The sequence below is a fragment of the Streptomyces jumonjinensis genome, from assembly GCF_009600885.1.
In the GTDB taxonomy this organism is placed as follows: Bacteria; Actinomycetota; Actinomycetes; order Streptomycetales; family Streptomycetaceae; genus Streptomyces; species Streptomyces jumonjinensis.
The window spans coordinates 22448-43891 of the sequence record NZ_VCLA01000136.1 but is presented as its reverse complement, the minus strand read 5'-3'; the positions used below and the strand labels follow the sequence as shown (position 1 = coordinate 43891).

The window sequence follows — 21444 nt, the reverse complement described above, 5'->3', positions numbered from 1 at the left end:
CGCGAGCGCGCCTCGCCGAGGCCCTCACCGGCTACCGGCTGCCCTGGTCGGCCGAACTGCGACGGCGTATCACCACGCTGCCCGGCGATATCCGCCAACCGCGGCTGGGGCTGGCCGAGGACCGCTGGCAGGCCCTCGCGCACAACGTGGACTCCGTCGTCAGCGTGGCCGCGGCGGTGGACTTCCTGCGCGGCTACCAGTCGCTGCGCCGGTCCAACGTACTCGGCCCGCTCACCCTCGCGGAACTGGCCGCCACCGGACCGGTGAAGCCGCTGCACCACATCTCCTCCACCGCCGTCTTCAACGAGGCGGGCATCGCGGCCATCGGCGACGACGCGCCCCTCGCGCGCGTCGACCGGCTGTCCACCGGCTACGAACAGTCCAAGTGGGCCGCGGAAACGGCGTTACGGCGGGCCCGCGAGCACGGCCTGGCCGTGACGCTGATGCGCCCGGGGGCCATCGGCGGACACACCGGGACCGGCGCCTACAACCCGCAGGACCTTCTCACCGGCTTCCTGTCGGCGATCACCCGGTTCCGGATCGTCCCGGCGCTGCGGGCCTTCAACATCGCGCCGGTGGACTGGGTGAGCAAGGTGGCCGCGACCGTCGTGGGCGAACCCGACGGCTGGGGGCGGACCTACAACCTCACCGGGCGGCCCAGCAGTCTGGCGGACCTGGTCCACGACATGCGGCTCAGCGGCATGAACGTACGGATCCTCGGCTGGGACGAGTGGCGCGAGCAGCTCCTCTCCCGCGTCCAGGAGCAGCCGGTGCCCGCGCTCGACCCGCTGATCCGCGTCCTGAACAGCCCGACCGGCGTACGGCTCTGCGAGGCGAACCTGTTCAGTCCGCCCGCGACCGCCGACCGCACCGACGCCTTCGCGGCCCGGCACAGTCTGCCCGAGGCCGAGCGGTACGACGGTCAGGCCCAGCTCAGATCGTACGAGCTGATGGCGGAGGACGGCCTGGCCGCCCTGCCGAGCCGGGAGGACCCGCCCTATCTGTGGTTCCCCGAGACGATGGAGGGCCGGCTCGGACCGGTCGGCGAACCGGCCGACAGCCCCTGCACGTTCAGGCTGCGGCTGTCGATCGCGAGCATGTACCAGCTGGTGCGGGAGCGGCGTATCGACGTCCTCAAGGGCGAGGTGCGGTGCCCCCGGCTGCACGGCGAACCGCTCTCGATGGTGGAAGGGGACGTCTGGGTCCGGCCCGACCACGGGATTCCGCACACCCATGGCATCCGTCACCCTCTTCTGCGGTACCGGCTGCTCCTCAGCGACCCCGACGGGAACACCTGGTGGCTGGAGGGCCACAAGACCGCGCGGGCACGGCGCGATCTGTCGAAGCAGGCCCGGACCCTCGCCGTCGAGATCGGCCGTGCGGGCGAGCCGGCGAGCCTGTCCGGGGTGATGGTCGTCCCCATGGACGGCTATGTGCGGGAACAGATCGACGGGATCAGGGTCGGACCCGGCCTCACGTCCCGGGAGCGGCGACTGGCCAAGGCGACCTGGATCGCCTGGTTCGGCATGCAGCTCGCCCAGGGACTGACGGAGCCGATGATGCGGGCTGGCGCCGAACTGCTGGATCTGCGCCGTGTGCGCCTGGAGGAGCCGGAGCGATGAACCTGCGACCCCTCTGCGCCCGGCTGGACGGCGCTGCCGTCGAGGACGTCCCGCTCCGGGTCTCCGACGGCACCCGCCTCGGTCTGTGCCGGGTCTCCCGTGACGACCGGGACCGCCCGGCGGTGCTGCTGCTCCACGGCCACACCGCGTCCGCCGACATGTTCACGCTCCCGGAGACCCGCAACCTCGTGGCGGTGCTGCTCGACGCCGGGTACGAGCCCTGGCTGCTGGACTGGCGGGGCAGCCGCCGGCTGCCGTACAACGAGGACGGCACCCGCTACAGCTACGACGACGTGTCGCTCTACGACATCCCGGAGGCGGTCGCCCTCATCCGCGGGCGGATCGGGAACCGGCCGCTGCTCGTGGTGGCCCACTGCGTCGGCGCGATGACGCTGTCGATGAGCATGGCCGCCGGCCTGGTGCCCGGACTGGCCGGCGTGGTCGCCCAGGGCGTCTTCCTGACCCCGAAGCTGTACGGCAGGGCCCGCCTGCGGATGCACATCGGCGCCGAGATCATGCGGAACCGCGGCTACCAGGCGGTGGACATCCGCAGGGCCGGGCTCTGGTCGAAGCAGAGCCTGGTGTTCGCGCTGGCCTCGCTGGGCTCGGAGTGCAAGGACCCGACCTGCCAGATCCTCCACAACTCGGCCTGGGGCACGGGCGCTTCTCTGTACGTCCACGAGAACCTGCACCCGCTGACCCATGACCGGCTGGCGGACCTCTTCGGCTCCGCACCCCTGTGCGCCCTGCCCCATCTGCGGCAGAACGAGCCGGCCCATGCCGTCACCCGCTGGAACGACGCCGACGGCCGCTACCGTGCCCTGCCACAGAACGCGCTGGACCACGCCGACCGCATCGACTGCCCGGTCCTGCTGCTCTCGGGCAGCCGGAACAGACTGTGGGCGGACTCCAACAAGCTCTGCCACGAGGTGCTGCGGACCCGGCATCCCCAGCTCGACGTCCGCTACACCGAGATCCCCGGTTTCGGACATGTGGACCCCTTCATCGGTCGCAGCGCCGCCATCGACGTGTTCGGCCACATCCTCGATTTCCTCGACGAGCACCGGTGAACCGAGGCCCGCCGGGTGCCGTGCCCCAGGCCGGGGCCCCAGGCCGGGCCCTGCCGCCCTGTGGAACAGACCCCCACTCCATCACGAGCTGTGGAGAGCTGAGGACACCGCGCAATGGAGGACTCGATGAACGCCGCTCACGACCCGTCCTCGGCGTCCGCGGCGGACGGCCCGATCGCCGTCGTCGGCATGGGCTGCCGGCTGCCCGGAGCCGCGGACCCCGGCGCCTACTGGACGCTGCTCCGGGAGGGCCGCGACGCGGTGACCGATGCCCCGCCGGAGCGATGGCCGGCCGGAGCGGCGGCCGGCCCCCGGCGCGGCGGCTTCATCGAGGACGTGGACGCGTTCGACGCGGCGTTCTTCGGCATCGCGCCGCACGAGGCGGACGCGATGGATCCACAGCAGCGCCTGGTACTGGAACTGGCCTGGCACGCGCTGGAGAACGCGCGGATCGTGCCCACGAGCCTGCGCTCCACCGCCACCGGTGTCTTCATCGGGGCGATCGCCGACGACTACGCCACCCTGCGGGACCGCCTCGGCGCCGACGCGGCCGGCTCGCACACGCTCACCGGCACCCAGCGCGGCGTCATCGCCAACCGGGTCTCCTATGTGCTGGGCCTGGGCGGCCCCAGCCTGACCGTCGACACCGGACAGTCCTCCTCGCTGGTGGCGGTGCAGGCGGCCTGCGAGAGCCTGCGCCGGGGCGAGACGACGACGGCCCTGGCGGGCGGCGTCAACCTGAATCTGCTGCCCGAGACGACCGAGGTCATCGACCGGTTCGGCGACTACGGCCAGATCGGTCTGCTCGCGGTCCGCGAGGACGGGGACACCCTGAACGTCCAGGGCTGGACGCTGAGCTGCCGGGCGCTCGGCCGCGGGGTGGAGGAGCGGCTGCTCCAGTGGCTCGCGGACCGTGCCGAGGCGCTGGGCTGCACGGCGGTGCGTCTGACGGCCGAGCACACTCCGCGCAACGCACCGGCCCGGCGGCTGGTCGCGGCGCTCGGCGGAGGAGAGCCGGACGGCGCCCGGCTGGAGGCGGTGGCGGCCCCGGACGAGCTGAGGGCGTTCCGGTCCTGGCGTTCCTGACGCTACGGAGGGCGTTCCGGTCCTGGCGTTCATGATGCCGCGGAGGGCCGGAAGTCACCGGGACCGGTGCGGCACTCACCCGTTCCCAGTGCTTATCTAAGATCCACATCATGAAGATCAGACAGTCTCCTTGGGACGACCCGGACGCGACCGCGCTGCGCGAACGACAGCGAGCCGAGATCGCCGCGGTGTACGGCACCCCGGACAGCGATCCCGGAGTGCCGCCCTCGACAGCGGACATCGCGGTGTTCCTCGTGGCTCACGAGGACGACGGAACCGCGGTGGGGTGCGCGGGGCTTCGCTATCTCGGCGAAGGAGTCGGCGAGGTCAAGCGCATGTACGTCGCACCGGACCAGCGCGGCTCCGGCCTCGCCGCCCTCCTCCTGCGCTCGCTGGAGGAGTGGGCACGCGGGCAGGGCTGGAAGGCCCTCCGGGTGGAGACCGGGGACCGCCTGTCCGCCGCCATGCGCTTCTATACGCGCTCCGGTTACGAGAGCATCCCGAACTTCGGCGCCTATGCCGACTCGGAGTGTTCCCTGTGCTTCGAACGAATACTCTGACGCGGCCCCGCTGGGCATGTCGGACGGCGTCACGGTCACGCGACGGGGGGCGATTCCGGGACAGCTCATGACCGCTTCCACCGTTGTTCTGGAGGTGCCGTCGCAGGAACCCTACGCTGGGTGCGAGGACTCGCCGGCAAGCCGACCAGACACGGAGGCATGGCCATGGACCGTTCCCGTACCGCAGTCGCCCGCGTACTCGGGGAGATCGAGAAGCTCGGCCTGATCGACGCGGCGGAGCACTCCGAAGTGCTGTCGGTGCTGAGCGACGACTTTCCGTTCGCGGCAGCCGTGCGCCACACCGACTCCGTCCACGCCCATATCAAGGTCGAGGACGTCGACGCCCTGCCGCACCAGGACCTCGTGGCGCTCGGCCACCGCCCCGAGAACGCCGAGCCGGGGTACGTCAAGTACGCCACCCTGACGGGTGTGCACTTCATCTTCTCCTCGATCCCCATCGCCCAGGACGACTCCATCCCGGGCGCGGTGACGCTGCCCAAACCCTTCATGGACCACATCGGCATCGACATGCGCGACGAGAGCGACACCACCCGTGAAGCCTTCGACGCCGTGGTGGACCGGGCCGGCGAGCTCCGTTGGCGGGAGGTCACCCAGGACGGGCCCGTCCACTGCTGCCACACCCGGGTCCAGGGCAAACACTGGGTCTATCCGCCGGAGGGATGGCCGGGCCGGCGCCGGCCCATCGAGTTCGCCTTCGGCACTCTGAGCGTCTTCGAGAAGACGATGGGATGCGATCTGCGACCCATCGATCCGGGCCATGAACTGGCCCCCCGTCAGGGGACCGGCGCTTGTGGAGCCGCCCCGCAGCCATGCGCCGGAGCGGACGGGGCCGAGGCCGGCGCCTCGTGACGGACCGCCGCGGGAGCACACCCACCGGGGGGCGGCGAGTACCCCGGTGAGCGGCCGGGCCGAGAGCGGACGCCGCCGGAGCGCCATCGGACGGAACACCGGGCGGCTGCGCGGTCCAGCCGGTGAGAGGGAGGCCGCTCCATGAGCACGGACCCGGACGTGTCCCGCCGAGGGGCGATCCAGTCCACCCTGGCCGGCGGGATCGGCATCAGCCTTCCCTCCCCCGCCCCGCGCCCGCCGTCGACCGCCGAGGCCCCCGGCATGAGCCCCTCCTCCGGTGTGTCCCAGGCCGCGGGCTGCGGACGGCCGGACTTCACCGAGCGGTCCGCCGCGCTGACCCCTGACCGCACGGCGGCCGGGGCATGCCAGTTCTGCAACTGCAACTGCCGTCTGCTGGTGGACCTCAAGGCCGGCCGGATCATCGGCGTACGAGGTGAGGAGTCGGACCCGGTTCAGGCGGGCGGGCTCTGCGTGAAAGCGCGGATGATGCCCGAGCTGGTCTACAACGACATGCGGCTGACCACCCCGTTGCGCAGGGTCGCGGGACGGAAGGGCTCGGCGGACTCCCGGTTCGAGGCCATCGGCTGGGATGAAGCGCTGGAGACCATGGCCCGAAAGCTCCTGGAGCTGCGCGACGCCGGCGAGGCCCATACGATCGCCAACCGCACCTCCGGGCGTATGCTGCGCGGCACCGGAGCGCTGGTCGCCCGCCTCTTCGCCATGCTCGGCAGCCCCAACGACTCCGATGTCGGCCCGGTCTGCAACGACGCGGGAGCGGATGCCCTCGCCGCCACCTTCGGCCTGGGCCATTTCACCAATGGGTACGGCGTCGACGCCGCCACCGGCCGGGAGGACTCGGGGGCGGCCCGGCACCTTCTGCTGCTGGGCACCAACCAGGCCGAGACCCATCCCGTCACCTTCGAGCATCTGCTGCGCGAGCGCCGGCGGACCGGTGCGACGATCACCGTGGTGGATCCGCGGCTCACACCCACCGGTGCCCAGGCCGACCGCTGGGCAGCGCCCAAGCCCCACACCGACTACGCGCTCGTCCTGGGCATGCTGCACCACATCGTCACGACCGGCCGCCACGACCGGGAGTTCGTGAGCCGCTGGGTGCTGGGCTTCGCCGAACTGCGGGACCACCTCGTACACCACGGCTACACCACGGCATGGGCGGCGGCCGTGACAGGGCTCCCCGAGGCGGTCATCACCGCGATGGCCGAGGAGTACGCGGCGGCCGGACCCGCGGCCATCTACTGCAACGCGGGCATCTCCCATCAGACCAGCGCCTTCGACACCTACCGGGCACTGACCTTCCTCGCCGCGGTCACCGGCAACATCGGCGTCCCCGGCGGCGGCTGCAACTTCATGCACAACACCTGGCCGGGCGAGCTGAAGCTGCCACCGCTGCGCGCCGAAGTCCCCACCCGTCCACCGGCGCTGCCCATCGGCCCCGACTCCTTCGCCGAGGCGATCCTGACCGGGCGTCCCTACCGGCTGCGCGCGATCGTCGCCCAGGGCAATCCGCTGATCGCCTCCGCCCACACCCACCGGGTCCGGGAAGCCTTCGAGCGCCTGGAGTTCTTCGTCTACACCGGCCTGTTCATGGAGGAACCCGCCCGCTACGCCGATCTCATCCTCCCCGTGTGCAGCGGCCTGGAGACGGAGGGCGTCTACATGCGGCGTGACGACCGGGCCGTGCGCTGGCAGGAGCAGGCGGTGCCCAGACGCGGCGCGTCCAGAACCGACCCGGAGATCTGGATCGGGCTCGCCCATGCCCTCGCCCGCCTCGACACCCGGCGACCGGCGGCCGAATGGCATGCGGCGTTCCCGGAGAAATGGCTGGAGTACGGCGCGCTCTGGGCGGACTTCGTCGACCACACCCCCGGCATGGCGGGCATGACCGAGCAGCGCATGCGCGGCCGTGCGGAGCCGCTGCGCTGGCCCTGCCCCAGCACCGCCCACCCGGGGGTGAGCACCCTGTATCTGGACCACCCCACCTGGTACGAGGCCGCGGACTCGCTCGGCCCCGGCAACCGGGGCAAACGGTTCCTCACCCCTTCGGGGAAGGCCGAGATCTTCACCCCCCGGCTCCAGGACCGGCTCGCCCCCTCCGGCCATGGCGCGCTGCCCGTCTTCTACACCCACCCCGAGGTCACCGGCGACCATCCGACGCTGCGCTACCGGTCCGCCTTCATCGCCAACCCGCTCCATCCCGGTGCGCTCGCCCACCCGGTGACCATCGGCCCCCGCTCCGGCCGCCCGCCGCACGGCGCGTACCCCCTCATGGGGATGACGGGCCGGCCCAGCGTCGTCCACTTCGCCGGAGTCACCCACTGGACCCGGACGGGAGAGCAGCTCAACGGCGTCAGGCTCGTCCAGATCCATCCGCGGACGGCGCGCGCGAGCGGCATAGCCGACGGCGACCCGGTACGGGTGGAGAGCCCGCGCGGCTCGGTGACCGGGACGGCGCTCCTGTGGGAGGGCATCCGGGAGGACACCGTCTTCGTGCCCAACACCTTCGGGCCGGCGCAGCGCGTCGGCGATCTGTTCGGTGCGCCCCGCTATGAACCGGCCAACGTGCTCTGCGACGACGGGTTCTACGACAATCTCTCGGGACAGCAGGCGTACAAGTGCTTCGCCTGCCGGGTGGTGCGGGGAGGAGCCTGAGGGCGGGTGGCCGGGAGTACTTGTCTCCGGTGGAGCGCCGGTTGAGGGGGCCTTGTTTCTTCCGGCGGCCTGCGGGAGGGTGACATGGCGGTGGCCGCTCCGATGACGATCCCGTCCCTTCCGGGAAGGGCCACCCTCACCGTTCCTTTCCTTGCCCTGGCGAACCGCCCCGTACAGAGGACGACATGTCCACTCGGGCGGAAGAGCGCTGCCCGGGTCGACGATCGGACGGCACCGTTCAGGATCAGCCCCGACCTCTCTGTCAGGTCCTGCCGCTCGCCCTGGAGGAATGATGTTCCAACGGTTCAAAGGCGTGGCTCTCACCGGAGCCGCGATGGCCATGACCCTGACGTTCACCACGCCCGGTACGGCCGAAGCGACCCCACAGACGATGTCGATCGGCAGCGGTGCGGAGGTGGTCGCGATCGCCTATGAGCACACGCTGTTCCAGGGCGATGCGCTCTACATCTACGGGGACGACTGCCGGGGGAGCTCCTGGGAGCAGCCCCTCGACTGGTTTCCCGACGGCTGGAACGACCGGATCAGCTCGGTGACCGTGCGCCGCTGGTGCAGCGTCGTGCTGTACGAGCACGGCAGCCGGGGCGGCCTCTCGATGCATCTGGGCAGGAACGGCGACTACACCAACCTCCACTGGTTCAACGACCTGGCCAGCTCGCTCAACCTCGTACAGCACTGACCGTCGAGGTCGGCGGCCAGGACGGCGGCACCGCGTCCGGCAGCCGTCCGGACGCGTTCGGCACCGCTTCCACGGCTGACAGCGGCGCTCAGCAGGACTCCGAATGCCGGGCCCCGCTGCCCGCGCCCGACCGCCTCTGATCCAGACCCTGCTGAGCCGGCTCGGGGGCAACCCTGAGTCTCCCCCTTCCGTCTGTAGGGAGGGGGAGACGGACCGGCCACTGGCCAAAATGCCGCTACAGCGGATGGATGATGCGCAGTAAGCGTTTATCCGACTGAAGTATCAGAAGCTATGACGTTCTAGTTGATTCGCTCAACTCGTCGACACACAAAGGTTGTTCCCGTCCGAGCATCATTCGACGGAAGGAACCCCGACGTGCAGAGACGACGCTACGCACCGCTGATCGCGGTAAGCGTCCTGGCGACCCTGGCTCCCGGCCTCGCTGCCGCCGCTCCGGCCGCCGCCGCTCCCGAGGCCCCGGCCAGGGCGGCCGGGCCTCTGGACTCGTATGCGCAGCAGAAACTGAGCTGGAAGCGCTGTGACATCAATCTGGCGGCCTCGCTCCGCTGCGCGACGGTCAAGGTCCCCCTGGACTACGGCGAGCCCCGGGGCAAGACGCTCGATGTGGAGATATCCCGGATCAAGACCAGTCTCCCCGGCCAGCGCCGTGGCGTGCTCTTCTCCAACCCGGGCGGCCCCGGCGGGGCGGGCCTCGATCTGCCGCTGGAGCTGCGGAAATACCTGCCCGTCCCGGTCCAGGCGAAGTACGACCTGATCGGCTTCGATCCCCGGGGCATCGGCCGCAGCTCCCCGGTCGAGTGCGGGCTGAACAAGCAGGACCAGAAATGGCCGCGCCAGTACAGGGACAAGACCTTCGCCGGCGATGTGGCCTGGGCGAAGGGCGTCGCCGGCAAGTGCCGGGCCAACGTCGGGGAGAGACTGTCCCACATCACCACCCGTAACACCGCCCGGGACATGGATGTGATCCGCGCGGTGCTGGGCGAGAAGAAGATCTCCTACTTCGGGGGCTCCTACGGCACCTATCTCGGAGCCGTCTACACCCAGATGTTCCCGCAGCGCTCCGACCGGTTCGTGCTGGACAGCGCCGTCGACCCGAAGCTGGCCTGGCGCGGGACCTTCCAGCTCTGGGGCTCGGACGCCGAGCGCGCCTTCAAGCGCTGGACCGAGAACACCGCGCGGCGGAACGCGGAATTCGGTCTGGGCGACACTCCGGCCGCCGTGAGCCGGACGTTCTGGGACATCATCCGCCAGGCCGACCGCAAGCCCATCACGATCGGCGATACACCGTTCACGGGCGCGGAGATCCGGGACCTGATGCGCGCCCAGTTCTTCACCGTCCAGAACGCGGCCGAGGCGGTCGTCATGCTGAGGGACGCCGCCGCCGGAAAGCCGACCCCGGAGATTCCCCACGGCGAGGAGAACGACAACTTCTTCTCCTCGTTCTGGTCCATCATCTGCGGAGACACCCGCACCTGGTCGAAGGACCCTCAGACCTACCGCGAGGAGTCGATCCGCGACCGGGCGAAGTACCCGCTCTACGGTGACTTCGCGTCCAACATCACGCCCTGTGCCTCCTGGGACAAGGCCGTCGAGCCCGCGACGGCCGTGGACAACAGGGTCCCGTCGCTCATCGTGCAGAACGAGTGGGACTCCCAGACCCCGCTGTCCACGGCAGAGGGCATGCACCGGGCCCTCAAGGGCTCCCGCCTGGTGACGGTCGACGAGGGCGAGGGCCACGGCGTCTACGGCTTCAACGAGTGCGCGGACGGCGTGACCGACGCCTATCTCCTGACCGGGAAGCTCCCGGCCGGGAACGTGACCTGCGGGGTGACCCCGGCCGACGCCTCCGCCCGGAGCGCGGAGCCCCGTTCCTTCCCGGTCACTCCCCTGCCGCCGGCCCTGAGGGCCCGCTTCTGACCCCTGCCCGTACGGCCCTCATCAGCCGACTGCCGCGGCCGGTCACCGCCGGCCGCGGCCTTCGGCTGCGGATAATCGAGGTGCGGGGCGGGTCGGGGCTGGCCTAAGGTCGATGCCTGTGGAACCGCTCAGCGAAAAACAGATCCGCTCATCCTTCGTGAACTGCACCAAGGGTGAGGCCGCGCGGCTGCGGCTGCCGTCCGACTTCGCCGAACTGCCCTGGCAGGACCTGGATTTCCTGGGGTGGGTGGACCCGGGAGCGCCGTTGCGGGCGCATCTCGTGCTGCCCCGGGAGCAGGGCCCGGTGGGAATCTCCCTGCGGGTGCCCTCCGTGAGCCGCACCAGCGCGGTGAAGTCCAGTATGTGCCAGATCTGTCTCACAGGTCACGCTTCCTCCGGGGTCACCCTGCTCGCCGCCCCCTTGGCCGGCGCCCGGGGCCGCGAGGGCAACACGGTCGGCGTCTACATCTGCGCGGATCTCGCCTGCCCCCTCTATGTGCGCGGCAAGCGGCAGCCGAAGCTTCGCACCGGGCGGTACGAGGAGTCCCTGACCCAGGACGAGCGCCTCGCGCGCATGTCGGGCCACCTGGACGCCTTCGTGGCCAAGGTCACCGCGGCCTGAGCCGCGCTCCGGGCGTCCCGGCCGGCCGCCGGTCGGCCGGCGTACGCCGTGTGGCCGCCGCGCCGATCCTCCGGCGGGCGGCCCGCGAGTCCGGGGCACCGGGGCATCAGCCCGGACCGCCCCGTCTTCAACGACTGGGCCCCGCCCGGCACGCCCTGTCCATCACACTCCCAAGGCGCCGGCCGTCGGTGATCGTCGAGCGCCGTGTGCAGCGAGGAGATGCATGACCGGATCGGTGCTGCCCGAAGCGCTCAGCTCCTGCACCAGCTCGCAGTTTCTGGTGATCCTGGTGGAGACCCACTCGCGCAGCCATGCGGACAGCTGTGGCAGCGGCAGGTCGGACGGGGCCAGGCCGGCGAGCACACACCCGGTCGCCGCCGCGCCGCCGACGTTGACGACCACGTCCGGCAGGACGGTGCGGCCGGACTCACGCAGCAGCCGGCGGGCCGGGCCGGTGCAGCTCATGTTCCCGCCCTCGACCACCGTGCCGGCGCGGACCTCGGGCACCGCGGCCTCGTCGACCGCGGACGCGGACGCCGCCAGCACCAGCACATCGGCGTCGATGTGCAGCCACGCCCGCCCGGACCCGTGCACCCTGACCGCCGCGGGCAGCCGCGCCCGGTCGATCGTGCCGTCGCTGCCGGTGAGCGCGGTGAGCGCGGCGACGGGCAGCCCGCGCTGGTCCTCGATCGTGCCCTGTACGTCGGCCACCGCCACCACCCGGTGGCCATGGGCGGCCAGGTGGTGGGCCACCGCGCGCCCGACGGTGCCGAACCCCTGGATCACGATGCGCTGCGGGGCCTTCGCGCCCGAGGCGCGAAGGGCGCCGAGCACCGCGACGGCCACCCCGAACCCGGTGATGTCGGCCATGTGGTCCCACAGTTCGCCCCAGCCGACGGTGAGGCGGGTCGCTCCGGGCCGGGCGGCGACGTCGTATCCGGCGGCCTCGAAGGCCAGTTGCCGGTCGGCGTAGGTGGTGCCCTGGTCGCAGCCCAGATACACCCCGCCGTGCAGGAGCGGGGCCGCGGCGCGGCCGAACTCCCGCATCACCGTGTGCCGTTCGACGGCGGCCCCCGGGCCGGGCGCGATGCCGGCCTTGGCACCGCCGATGGGAAGGCCGACCAGCGCCAGCTTATGGGTCATGGCCCTGGCGAGGTGGGCCAGCTCCCGCTCGGTCACCGCCGGGGTCATTCTGGTGCCCCCCATGGCCAGACCGTCGACGAGGGAGTCGACGACGACCCACCCTCGCGCGTCGCACCCCGGCATGGTCAACGTGGTGGAGAGCAGGGGCCGGTTCGTATCGGCCACCTCCTGCGGGGAGAGCGTCCGGCTCATCGCGCACCTGTCTCCGCGGCGGTCCGCTGCCGCAGGCTCCGGGGACGCATATCGGTCCATACGCGTTCGATGTGCGCGAGACACTCCTCCTTCGCACCGTGCACGCCGACCTCTCGCCAACCGGCCGGCGGCTCGCGGTCGGCGGACCAGATCGAATACTGCTCCTCGTCGTTGACGACGACCTTCCACTGCTCAGGTGTCTCGCTGGTCATGCCATTACCTCCAGGTGTCGTTTGATTCCACTGATTCCGCGCTCCGCCAGGTCGGCGGGCGGGTGGCGTCGCGGCAGCGGTCGAAGTCGTCCAGCCACTCCGGCAGGCTGCCGGCGCGCAGGAGTCCCGTGCCGATGAGGACACCGGCGAACCCTTCCCGGATCAGCCGCGCGGCCTCATCCGGTCGCCGGATGCCGCTGGCGCTCACCGGGCATCGGGTACCGCCGCTCCGCACCGCGGGCAGAAGCGACAGGCTTCGCCCGAGGTCGCCCGCGCCGCGTTCGCGGGTGGCGATGTCCTTGTTGTTCACCGCGACCACGCACTCCCCGGCACGTGGCACACGGCGGCTCTCCTCCTCGGTGGTCACCTCGACGAAAGGAGTCAGACCGAGCCGCAGGCTGTGGTCGACCAGGTTGCCCAGGGTCGACCGCGGCAGCAGCGCGGCGGTGAGCAGGACCGCGGAGGCGCCGGTCTCGCGGGCCTCGTCCACTTGGCCCCGGCGGGTGATGAAGTCCTTCTGCAGCAGCGGGAGGTCCGTCGCCTCCGCGACCTCCCGCAGCAGGTCCTGAGTACCGCCGAACCATCGCCCGGTCACCACGGAGAGGCACGGTGCGCCGGCGTCCTGGTACTCGGCGACGATGCGCGCGACCGACCGGCCGCCGAACAGGTCACGGCCTGCGGCGTCCTGCCGCTTGAGCTCCATGATCACCGGTCGGCGGGCGCCCAGGAGCGCCTCGGTGAACCCGGCCGTCATATGACCGCCCCGCTGTCGTCCGCCGCTCGCCAGCCCCGCCGCACGGCCATGACCCGATCGGCCCGCAGCCGTCCGCCGAGGTCTCTGGCCGCCGTGTCCAGATCGATCCCCCGGAAGCGGGGGTGCTCCACCACAGCCTGGTACTCCGCCCGGTTGTCGGCCGAGATTCCGCCGGCGAGCAGAAACGGCCGCGCGATACGGTCCGCGATCTCGATGACGGCCGCGCACTCCAGCTGTCGCGCGGTGCTGCCGATCCGGCCGTCCTCGGCGACCGCGTCCAGCAGGAAGAGATCCGTTCCCGCCCGCTCGTACGACGCGATCAGGGGCCGCTCCACACATCCGTCCGCGGCGATGTGCAGCACCTTGATCACGGTGAGATCCCCGGCGGCCTTCAGCGCGCGGATCATGCCCGGCGGCTGATAGCCGTGCAGCTGGACCCACCGCACCCGGGCGTCGGCCATCGTCCTGTGCACTGTCTCGGCGTCGTCGAGGAAGGTGACGAGTACCGGGCGGAGCCGTGCCGTGCGATGGGCGGCTGCGGCCAGTGCCGACAGCTCATCTGCCGACAGCTCCGCATGACCGCCTGGAATGCCGTGCCAGAGGCCGACGAGATCGGCTCCGGCCGCATCGAGCGATGCCATGTCCCCGGCCGAGACAGCGCCGCATATCTTGACCAGCATCAGAGGTCACAGCCCCAGCATCGATGCGATGCGGTTGCGCTGGATCTCCGAGGTGCCCGAGTAGATCGGGCCGGCCACCGCGTCGCGCAGGTCCTTCTCCAGGCCGTACTCGGTCAGATATCCGCTCCCGCCGAAGATCTGCACGGCCGCCAGTGCGGAGGCGAGGTTGCTCTCACTGGCGAGCAGCTTGCTGACGGCGATGTCCGTCGTGACGTTCTCGCCGTCCATCAGCCGGGCCGCGGTGTCGTAGAGCCATTTCCGCGCGGTGTCCAAGCCGATCCGCATGTCCACGATTTTGTTGGAGACCGATTGGTACGAGCCGATCGGCTTGCCGAACTGGATGCGTTCCTTGGCGTATTCGACACAGCGGTCGAGCCGGTACCGCATCTGTCCGGTGTTGATGATGAAGGAACAGAGGATCTCCCACTTCATCACATGGTCCAGGACGAGAAAGCCGGAGCCGACTCTGCCGATCACGGCGGACGCGGGAATTCTGCAGTCGTCGAAGTGCAGCTCGCTCAGCGGCGAGGTTCTCAGCCCCATTTTGGCGACGGGCTCTCCGATGACGAGCCCCGGAGTGTCCCGTTCCACGGCGAAGGCGGTGATGCCGAACGGGCCGCCGTCCGGGTGGGTGCGCGCGTAGACCACGAACAGGCCGGCCACCGGGCCGTTGCTGACGAAGGACTTGCTGCCCCGCAGCACGAAGTCATCGTGTTCGCGCGTCGCCGTCGTCCGCATGGCCAGCGCGTCGGAGCCGCTCTCGGTCTCGGTGATCGCGTGTGCGCCGATCGTCTCACCCGAGCAGATGCCCGGCAGATAGCGCTGTTTGAGCTCCTGCGACCCGAACCGCTGGAGGGGGACGCCGGAGCTGACCATATGGGTGGCGACCGAGAAGTTCAGTCCGCCGTCGCGACACCCCCTGCCGAGCTCCTCCAGTACGTACATGGTGGTGAGCAGGGACTGGCCGAGCCCGCCCCATCGCTCGTCGAACGGCAGGCCCAGAATTCCGGACTCCTGGATGAGCTTCCACTGGTCCTGCGGAAAGACGCCTTCGGCGTCCCGCTCGATGTCGCCCGCGCTCAGCGCCTCGCACCAACGGCCGATCCCCTGCCGCAGTGCGGTCTGGTCGGCGTTCCATCTGATCACGTGTCATTCCTGTTAGTACTGGGAGAAGTCGGTCGAGTCCAGGCTGTGCCGCTCGCCGCCGCGCAGCGCGGGCGAGAACACGCACACCAGGCGGAGGTCTTCTTCCTCACCCGCGATGAGGAAGTGGGCGTCATGCTGATCGAGTGCGTAGAAGGTGCCGGGCTCGATCGGGTGTGATGTGCCGGTGGAGTCCACCACCTCCCCCGTGCCTTTGATGCAGTAGCAGGCTTCCAGGTGGCGCCGGTACTCCAGTCTGGACTTGGTGCCGGCGCGTACCGTGGTGTCCGTCATCGAGTAGCCCATGCCGTCGGATTCGAGAAGAAACCTGCGGCTGAGCCCATTGCCCCAGTCCACGGTCGTCACCTCGTCAAGACGTCGGACAATCATGGGGTGGTCCTCCTACCCGGTTTGATGAATGCGGTGAAAGGGTTTGTATAAAGGCGTGGAATTCGTCGACCACATCGGCCTTTTCGGCGAGGGCGTGCTCGATGCGGGCGACCCCGGCGCTGCCCACGACCGCGGCGTCCGCGCCGAGGCTGTGCAGCATGGCGATGTCGGCCCGTGACCGGACGCCGAATCCGACGGCGATCGGCACGGCGGTCGCCGTCCGCAGTTCGGCCACCGCGGCGGACAGCTCATGGCGGCCGGCGGTGAGGGCGCCGCCGCTGCGGCCGTAGTGGGCCACCAGATACAGATAGGCGGAGGCGTACTCGGCGGCCTCGGCCTTCACCTCGGCCGCCGACGTGGCGTAGCAGGTGGCCACCATGGGCAGCCCGGCCTGCCGCACCGCTTGGCGATAGCCCCCGCGCAGTCGCGGCGGCAGGCCGTGGACCAGCAGTCCATCGGCGCCCGAGTCGGCGACCCGGCGGACGAAGTCCGGCATGGACATGGGTTTGACCGTGTGGCTCCAGTCGGCCAGCAGGGCGACCCGCAGGTGGTTCAGCCGAGGTCTGATCCCGCTGAGGAAATCGAGCACCTCGCGGAGCCCGATGCCGTCGGCCAGTGCTCGCTCCGCCGATCTGCGGTTGACCGCTCCATCGGTGACCGAGTCGGGAAAGGGCACCGCCAGCTCCAGGCAGTCCACCCGGCAGTCGTCGAGCATCCGCATGAGATCCGCGAGCACGGGCAGCGGCGGGTCCCCGGCGTTGAGGAAGACCGCCAGGCCGGGCTGGTCCGGCGGCCGACGCGCGAAGAACTCGCTCACCGCACGCCCCTCGGATCCGCCGCCCTGTGCGCCGGCTGTGCGCGCATGCGGTTGACGAGGTCGAGTGCGCCGCCACCGCGCAGGGCGTCTTCCGCCGCCGCGATCGCCTCGGGCCACTCTTCGATGCGCCCGCCAGCGACGGCCAGTGCGGCGGCGTTCCAGCAGACGGTCCGCGTCGCCAGACTCGTGCCGTTCCCGGACAGCACATCGAGGAAGTGCTCGACCACCGTCGTATCGTCTCCGGTCGGCCGCAGCTCCGTGATCCCGCCCGGGGCCCGGCCGGGCGCGTCGGCTCGCAGCTGTATCTCGCCGGAGCCGTCATTGGTGTAGATGACGTTGTCGACGGAGCTGACCAGCTCATCGATACCCAGGTCATTGGCGCACAACCAGATCTTCCGGTCGGCGACGGCAGCGGCGATGTGCCGCAGACCTGGCAGCAGCGAAGGGTCCGAGACGCCGACGAGCTGGGCCGAGACCGGCATCGCGGCCAGGAACGGCCCCACCTTGTTGATGAAACCGCCGAGCGTCCGCAGATCCAGCGGAAGGATGCTCTTCGCCAGCGCCATCACCTCGCGCGGGTACACGAAGTGTCCGGGAAAGGCGATGCCGAAGCGCTCCAGCGTGGCCTCGGTCTGCCCGTACGAGACGGTCAGTCCGATGCCGAGCCGTTCGAGCAGGTCGAAGGAGCCGCAGGTGCTGGAGTAGGCGCGAGAGCCCGTCTTGACGACACGGACGCCCATCGCGGCGGCGACGAACGCCGACGCGGTGGAGATGTTGAACGTTCTCGGCCCTCCCCCGGTGCCGACGATGTTGACGGTGTCGTCCAGCCGCACGTCGACCGGCGGCCTGCGCTCATCGAGCGAACGGAGCAGCGCGCTCAGCGTGGACTGATCGGGCATACGGGTGGAGAGCGAGGTCAGCAACGCCACCGTCTCGCCGGGCTGGAGAGCCCCGTCATGCAACCGGTCCCAGAAGGACCGCCACATCCGCTGATCGACGGAGCGATTCCCGGTGAGCAGCGCGATGAGCACGTCGTGCATGACTAGTCGGACTCCGGCCGGCGCCGGTGGGCGTCCTCGATGAATCTGCTGATCGCGTCGACCGAGCGGAAGCTGTTCGGGTCGAGGTCGAGTTCATCGGCGCGCAGATCGAACCGGTCTTCGAGCCATGCCATCGTCTTGAGCAGGCCGAGGCTGTCGATGACCCCGCCGTGCACAAGATCGTACTCGGAGTCCAGTTCGGTTACGCTGACGTCCGGCAGGAACTCGTCGATGATGAACTGCTTCACCGCGTCGGTGTGTTTCACGTCAGCTTTCCTTCGTTCGGCTGTGGTGGGGGTAGGCGCGTTCGACGAGCGTGTGGTCGATCTTTCCGGTGGAAGTCCTCGGCAAGGGATCGTCCACGATGCGCATGGCCGAGGGGATCGCGGTGAGGGGAAGTCGTTGGGCGCAGTGCCGGCGCAGTTCCAGACTGTTCAGCCGACTGGCCGGGGCGCGTCGGACCACACTGCGCAGCAGACGGCCGGCCAGGGGGTCGGGCGCCGCCACCACCGCCGCCTCGACGACTTCCGGATGCTCCAGCAGCACCTGCTCGACCTCGTGGATGTTGACCCGTACCCCGCGGACCTTGACCTGGTGATCGTTCCGGCCTTCCAGTGTGATCCGGCCGTCCCGGTCGCGACGCACGAGGTCGCCGCTGCGGAAGTAGCGCAGTTCCTCCTGGCCGTGGAGGCGGGTCGTGAACTTGTCCGCGTTCTGTTCCCGGTCGAGGTATCCCTCGGTCTGGAACGGCGTGGTGACATGGAGCTCGCCGGTTCCCGGACCGGTCAGGATCTCGCCGTCGGCGCCGACGATCACGGCATGGACCCCGGGCAGCGGGCGACCGATCGGGACCGGTTCGCCCGTCGGCTCGGTGCCGTCGACCTCATGGATGAAGCTGTCGTTGGTCTCGGTGCAGCCGTAGACGTTGTAGAGCCGCGCGGTGCCGAACAGCCGTGGCAGTTCGGCGAGGCAGCGGGCGGGCAGGCTGTCTCCGGTGAAGATGACGTGCTCGACGGTGTCGAGCCGCTGGTGGCGCTCCGCGGCGGCGTCGGTCAGCAGTTGGTAGAACATCGGCACCGCTTGGACGAGCTGGACTCCATGACGCGCGATGAGATCGAGCAGATGGCCGGCGTGGGTGGCCTGCGCCGGGTCGACCAGGACGACGCGACCGCCGTGTTTGAGCGTGGCCCAGATGTCCAGCAGGCACAGGTCGAAGTTGAGCGGGGCGTAGTTGAGCACCGTCGTGCCCCGGCGGATCCGGAACTGTTCCCCGGCCCAGTCGGTGAAGCGGTCCACCGCGCCGGTGCTCAGGGGCACGATCTTCGGCTGCCCGGTGGAGCCGGATGTGGTGAACATGAAGGACACATCGGCCGGCTCGGTACGGTGTGGCTGCGCCGGTCCGGCCGGGCGCACCGGGAGCGGTGGCTCGGCCGGGTGCACCGAGAGCGGTGGCTCGGGCGGGTGCACCGAGAGCGGTGGCTCGGGCGGGTGCACCGGGAGCTGTGGCTCGGGCGGGGGCGCCGGGGGGCTCTCCGGCGACAGCACATGCCGGCAGCCGGCCTCTTCGAACAGCCTGCGCAGCGATTCGGGTGGCAGGGTCGGCGACGGCAGCAGAAAACTCCGTCCCTCCATCAGACAGGCGAGTACTGACGCGATCGCCGACGGCGACTTGGCGGCCAGGATGCCGATGGGGCCGTCCGCACCCGGTGCGAGCCGTCCGATCCGGGAACGCTCCCGGTTCGCCAGCTCATGGAGTTCGCCATAGGTCGTCTCTTCGCCGTGCCAGACCAACGCCGGACTATCAGGGTGACTGGCGGCATGAGAGACAAATGAGCTTACCAAGTTCTGCTGCGGCGTCATGACGTCTCCGAAGTTCACGCGACGGGTTATCTTAAATCATTCGGCTTCAATGACGACTCGTCACGATAGCGCTGCCCGACCGGTTCTCGGCAACAAACGAATTTCCATGTGACTACGCCCGGAAATGACCGATGTTAAGAACAGGTCAATATTGCTCGAACACAGCGGCTTCGCGTCTTTAAGCTCCCCTTAGATGGTGCCTGACCAGCATCAATGCCTCATCCTCCGCGATGCGGGATCGGGGTGCTCATAAATGACGGAGCAGCACGGCCCGTTGGCCCGCCGCCGTGGTGATGCTATCCGCCGAAGTCGGTTGAGTGCCACAAATATTTCTTGACGCTTCAATCCTTCTGCTTGATCTTGCCGAGCGGAGGAGGCGTCATCTAGCATTCGGTGCACTGCTCACGAACTTACGAATCAGCAGGGGCATTATGTGTCGCTGAAGAGTTCTCAATCGCCGTGAAAGGTGAATCCATCATGCCTGGATCCGATCGGCGCATGGACGCTCCGGCAATGTTGTCATTCGCACAGCAACGGCTGTGGTTCCTCGACCGGCTGCGGCCGGGCCGGCCGGATCACAATGTCCCGACCGGGGTTCGTCTGCGGGGCCGGCTGGACCGAGGGGCGCTGGTGCTGGCGCTGACCGAGGTGGTGCGGCGGCACGAGGTGCTGCGCGGCAGGGTCGTCGTCATCGATGACAGCCCGTACCAGGTCACGGAGCCGGTCGAGACGTTCGTGCCGACCATGACCGATCTGGCGCACTTGCCTGCGGCGCAGGCCCAGGAACGGGCTCAGGAGCTGATGGCGGCCGATGCGGCCACCCCGTTCGATCTCGCTGCCGCGCCGATGCTGCGGGCTCGGCTGATCCGCGTCGCCGACGACGACCATCTGCTGCTGCTGGTGTTCCATCACATCGCCTTCGACGGCTGGTCGCTGTCGGTGCTGTGGCAGGAGCTCTCCACCGCGTACCGGGCCGCCGCAGCCGGCCGCCCGGTCGTCTTGGCGGAACTGCCGATCCAGTACGCGGATTTCGCCGACTGGCAACGGGGCTGTCAGTCCGGAGCGGCACTGCGGGCTCAGCTCGCCTACTGGCGGGATCGGCTGGCCGGGCAGAGCCCGCCGGCGTTCCCGACGGACCGGCCACGCCCCGCGCTCTGGTCGGGCCGCGGCGACCAGGTCGAGATCGAGGTCCCCGCGGAGCTCGCGGATCGGACCCGGGCGCTGGGGCGCACCCACGAGGTGACGCCGTTCATGACGCTGCTGGCCGCCTTCCAGGTCCTGATCGCGCGCTACTCGGGGGAGCACGACGTGCCGGTGGGGACACCGATCTCCGGGCGAACCCGGATCGAGGTGGAGCCGCTGATCGGATTCTTCGTCAACACCCTCGTACTCCGTCCCGATCTGTCGGGCGATCCGAGCTTCGCCGAGGTGCTCGGCCGGGTGCGCCGATGCGCGGTGGACGCCTATGCCCACCAGGACGTTCCCTTCGAACGGCTGGTGGAGGAGGTGCGGCCCGAACGCGATCTCGGCCAGCACCCGCTGTTCACGGTCATGTTCCAGCTGGACGAGCCGTCCGCGCTCCCGGCCGGCCTGCCGGGGCTGGAGGTGAGCGCCCTTCGGATTCCGCAGACCATCGTGAAGTTCGACGTCGAGGTCTCCATGACCGACCGCGGCGATCACTTCACCGGTGTCGTCCGCTACGCCGCCGATCTGTTCGCTCACGACACGATGCGGCAGCTCGCCCAGGACTACCGCTCGGTGCTCGATCACCTCGTCAGCAGTCCCGAGCAGCCGATATCGGCGTGGGAGCCGCCTCTCGGCCGGCGGGTGAGCCGGTCCGGCCCCGCCGCGCGACCCGATGCCGGGCCGGGCGAGCAGAGTGCCGCGCCCTCCACCGAGACCGAGCTTCTCGTCCTCGACATCTGGGCCGAGGTGCTCGGCGCCGCCCCGGAGAGCGTGCATGACGACTTCTTCGCGCTGGGCGGGCACTCGCTGCTCGCGTCGAAGGTCATGTCCCGGCTCAGCCGGGCGCTCGACCTCGAACTGCCGGTCGCCCTGCTCTTCTACCACCCCACCGT

The 21444-nt window shown here is 70.0% G+C and carries 20 protein-coding genes; 10 read left to right on the top strand and 10 right to left on the bottom strand.

The genetic code is table 11. The features are described 5' to 3' along the window. The 9 genes from FF041_RS16220 to FF041_RS16180 form a co-directional block, all read left to right on the top strand. On the top strand, nt 1-1622 hold a 1622-nt coding region (locus FF041_RS16220), incomplete at its 5' end, for an SDR family oxidoreductase (protein ID WP_153523471.1). Then, the gene (locus FF041_RS16215; RefSeq protein ID WP_153523470.1) at nt 1619-2692 is read left to right on the top strand and encodes an alpha/beta hydrolase; all 1074 of its coding nucleotides are present in this window, start codon (nt 1619-1621) and stop codon (nt 2690-2692) included. The genes FF041_RS16220 and FF041_RS16215, both read left to right, overlap by 4 nt. Nucleotides 2693-2818: 126 nt before the next feature. Beyond that, on the top strand, nt 2819-3778 hold the full coding sequence (locus FF041_RS16210) for a beta-ketoacyl synthase N-terminal-like domain-containing protein (RefSeq protein WP_153523469.1): 960 nt from the start codon (nt 2819-2821) through the stop codon (nt 3776-3778). A gap of 110 nt (nt 3779-3888) precedes the next feature. Continuing rightward, the gene (locus FF041_RS16205) at nt 3889-4338 is read left to right on the top strand and encodes a GNAT family N-acetyltransferase (protein ID WP_153523468.1); all 450 of its coding nucleotides are present in this window, start codon (nt 3889-3891) and stop codon (nt 4336-4338) included. Nucleotides 4339-4503: 165 nt separating this feature from the next. Further along, nucleotides 4504-5208 (top strand): hypothetical protein, encoded by a 705-nt coding sequence (locus FF041_RS16200; RefSeq protein WP_153523467.1) that lies wholly within the window; start codon nt 4504-4506, stop codon nt 5206-5208. Nucleotides 5209-5349: 141 nt separating this feature from the next. Beyond that, nucleotides 5350-7878 (top strand): molybdopterin-containing oxidoreductase family protein, encoded by a 2529-nt coding sequence (locus tag FF041_RS16195; protein ID WP_153523466.1) that lies wholly within the window; start codon nt 5350-5352, stop codon nt 7876-7878. A gap of 313 nt (nt 7879-8191) precedes the next feature. Continuing rightward, nucleotides 8192-8575: a hypothetical protein gene (locus FF041_RS16190; protein ID WP_153523465.1), complete on the top strand. Its 384-nt coding sequence runs from the start codon at nt 8192-8194 to the stop codon at nt 8573-8575. A 375-nt stretch (nt 8576-8950) separates the two neighbouring features. After that, on the top strand, nt 8951-10513 hold the full coding sequence (locus tag FF041_RS16185) for an alpha/beta hydrolase (protein WP_323391932.1): 1563 nt from the start codon (nt 8951-8953) through the stop codon (nt 10511-10513). Between the two features lie 118 nt (nt 10514-10631). Continuing rightward, entirely contained in the window at nt 10632-11135 is a 504-nt protein-coding gene (locus FF041_RS16180; RefSeq protein ID WP_323391933.1) for an FBP domain-containing protein, read from the top strand. A 162-nt stretch (nt 11136-11297) separates the two neighbouring features. On the opposite strand, the gene FF041_RS16175 is transcribed toward FF041_RS16180, so the two are convergent. From FF041_RS16175 to FF041_RS16130, 10 genes are read right to left on the bottom strand one after another with little or no spacing between them, the layout of a single operon-like run. Then, nucleotides 11298-12470: a Glu/Leu/Phe/Val dehydrogenase dimerization domain-containing protein gene (locus FF041_RS16175; protein WP_153523463.1), complete on the bottom strand. Its 1173-nt coding sequence runs from the start codon at nt 12468-12470 to the stop codon at nt 11298-11300. Continuing rightward, entirely contained in the window at nt 12467-12682 is a 216-nt protein-coding gene (locus FF041_RS16170) for an MbtH family protein (protein ID WP_153523462.1), read from the bottom strand. Before FF041_RS16170 ends, FF041_RS16175 begins: the two co-directional genes overlap by 4 nt. Nucleotides 12683-12686: 4 nt before the next feature. Beyond that, nucleotides 12687-13436 carry an indole-3-glycerol-phosphate synthase gene (locus FF041_RS16165; protein WP_153523461.1) on the bottom strand — a complete coding sequence of 250 codons (750 nt, stop codon included), beginning with the start codon at nt 13434-13436 and terminating at the stop codon, nt 12687-12689. Next, a complete protein-coding gene (gene trpF / locus FF041_RS16160; protein ID WP_228388241.1) occupies nt 13433-14077 on the bottom strand; it encodes a phosphoribosylanthranilate isomerase in 645 nt (214 codons plus the stop codon). The genes FF041_RS16165 and trpF overlap by 4 nt, the downstream gene beginning before the upstream one ends. A 45-nt stretch (nt 14078-14122) precedes the next feature. Next, a complete protein-coding gene (locus tag FF041_RS16155; RefSeq protein WP_323391931.1) occupies nt 14123-15262 on the bottom strand; it encodes an acyl-CoA dehydrogenase family protein in 1140 nt (379 codons plus the stop codon). A gap of 12 nt (nt 15263-15274) precedes the next feature. Beyond that, nucleotides 15275-15649 (bottom strand): ectoine synthase, encoded by a 375-nt coding sequence (locus tag FF041_RS16150; protein WP_153523459.1) that lies wholly within the window; start codon nt 15647-15649, stop codon nt 15275-15277. Beyond that, a complete protein-coding gene (gene trpA, locus FF041_RS16145) occupies nt 15630-16466 on the bottom strand; it encodes a tryptophan synthase subunit alpha (RefSeq protein ID WP_323391930.1) in 837 nt (278 codons plus the stop codon). The genes FF041_RS16150 and trpA overlap by 20 nt, the downstream gene beginning before the upstream one ends. Further along, a complete protein-coding gene (locus tag FF041_RS16140) occupies nt 16463-17506 on the bottom strand; it encodes an anthranilate phosphoribosyltransferase (RefSeq protein WP_153523458.1) in 1044 nt (347 codons plus the stop codon). Before FF041_RS16140 ends, trpA begins: the two co-directional genes overlap by 4 nt. Before the next feature lie 2 nt (nt 17507-17508). After that, nucleotides 17509-17772 (bottom strand): acyl carrier protein, encoded by a 264-nt coding sequence (locus FF041_RS16135; protein ID WP_323372488.1) that lies wholly within the window; start codon nt 17770-17772, stop codon nt 17509-17511. 1 nt (nt 17773) lies between these two features. After that, entirely contained in the window at nt 17774-19366 is a 1593-nt protein-coding gene (locus tag FF041_RS16130) for an AMP-binding protein (protein ID WP_153523478.1), read from the bottom strand. Between the two features lie 513 nt (nt 19367-19879). On the opposite strand from FF041_RS16130, the gene FF041_RS16125 reads away from it, so the two are divergent. Next, a partial coding sequence (locus tag FF041_RS16125) for a condensation domain-containing protein (protein WP_153523477.1) occupies nt 19880-21444 on the top strand: 1565 nt, incomplete at its 3' end.

Bases quoted from the DNA above. Each gene is read 5' to 3' on its own strand.
- FF041_RS16175 (WP_153523463.1), bottom strand. From the start codon at position 12,470: ATGAGCCGGACGCTCTCCCCGCAGGAGGTGGCCGATACGAACCGGCCC.
- FF041_RS16205 (WP_153523468.1), top strand. From the start codon at position 3,889: ATGAAGATCAGACAGTCTCCTTGGGACGACCCGGACGCGACCGCGCTG.
- FF041_RS16210 (WP_153523469.1), top strand. From the start codon at position 2,819: ATGAACGCCGCTCACGACCCGTCCTCGGCGTCCGCGGCGGACGGCCCG.
- trpF (WP_228388241.1), bottom strand. From the start codon at position 14,077: ATGGCATCGCTCGATGCGGCCGGAGCCGATCTCGTCGGCCTCTGGCAC.
- FF041_RS16165 (WP_153523461.1), bottom strand. From the start codon at position 13,436: ATGACGGCCGGGTTCACCGAGGCGCTCCTGGGCGCCCGCCGACCGGTG.
- FF041_RS16140 (WP_153523458.1), bottom strand. From the start codon at position 17,506: ATGCACGACGTGCTCATCGCGCTGCTCACCGGGAATCGCTCCGTCGAT.
- FF041_RS16170 (WP_153523462.1), bottom strand. From the start codon at position 12,682: ATGACCAGCGAGACACCTGAGCAGTGGAAGGTCGTCGTCAACGACGAG.
- FF041_RS16130 (WP_153523478.1), bottom strand. From the start codon at position 19,366: ATGACGCCGCAGCAGAACTTGGTAAGCTCATTTGTCTCTCATGCCGCC.
- FF041_RS16200 (WP_153523467.1), top strand. From the start codon at position 4,504: ATGGACCGTTCCCGTACCGCAGTCGCCCGCGTACTCGGGGAGATCGAG.
- FF041_RS16195 (WP_153523466.1), top strand. From the start codon at position 5,350: ATGAGCACGGACCCGGACGTGTCCCGCCGAGGGGCGATCCAGTCCACC.
- FF041_RS16150 (WP_153523459.1), bottom strand. From the start codon at position 15,649: ATGATTGTCCGACGTCTTGACGAGGTGACGACCGTGGACTGGGGCAAT.
- FF041_RS16215 (WP_153523470.1), top strand. From the start codon at position 1,619: ATGAACCTGCGACCCCTCTGCGCCCGGCTGGACGGCGCTGCCGTCGAG.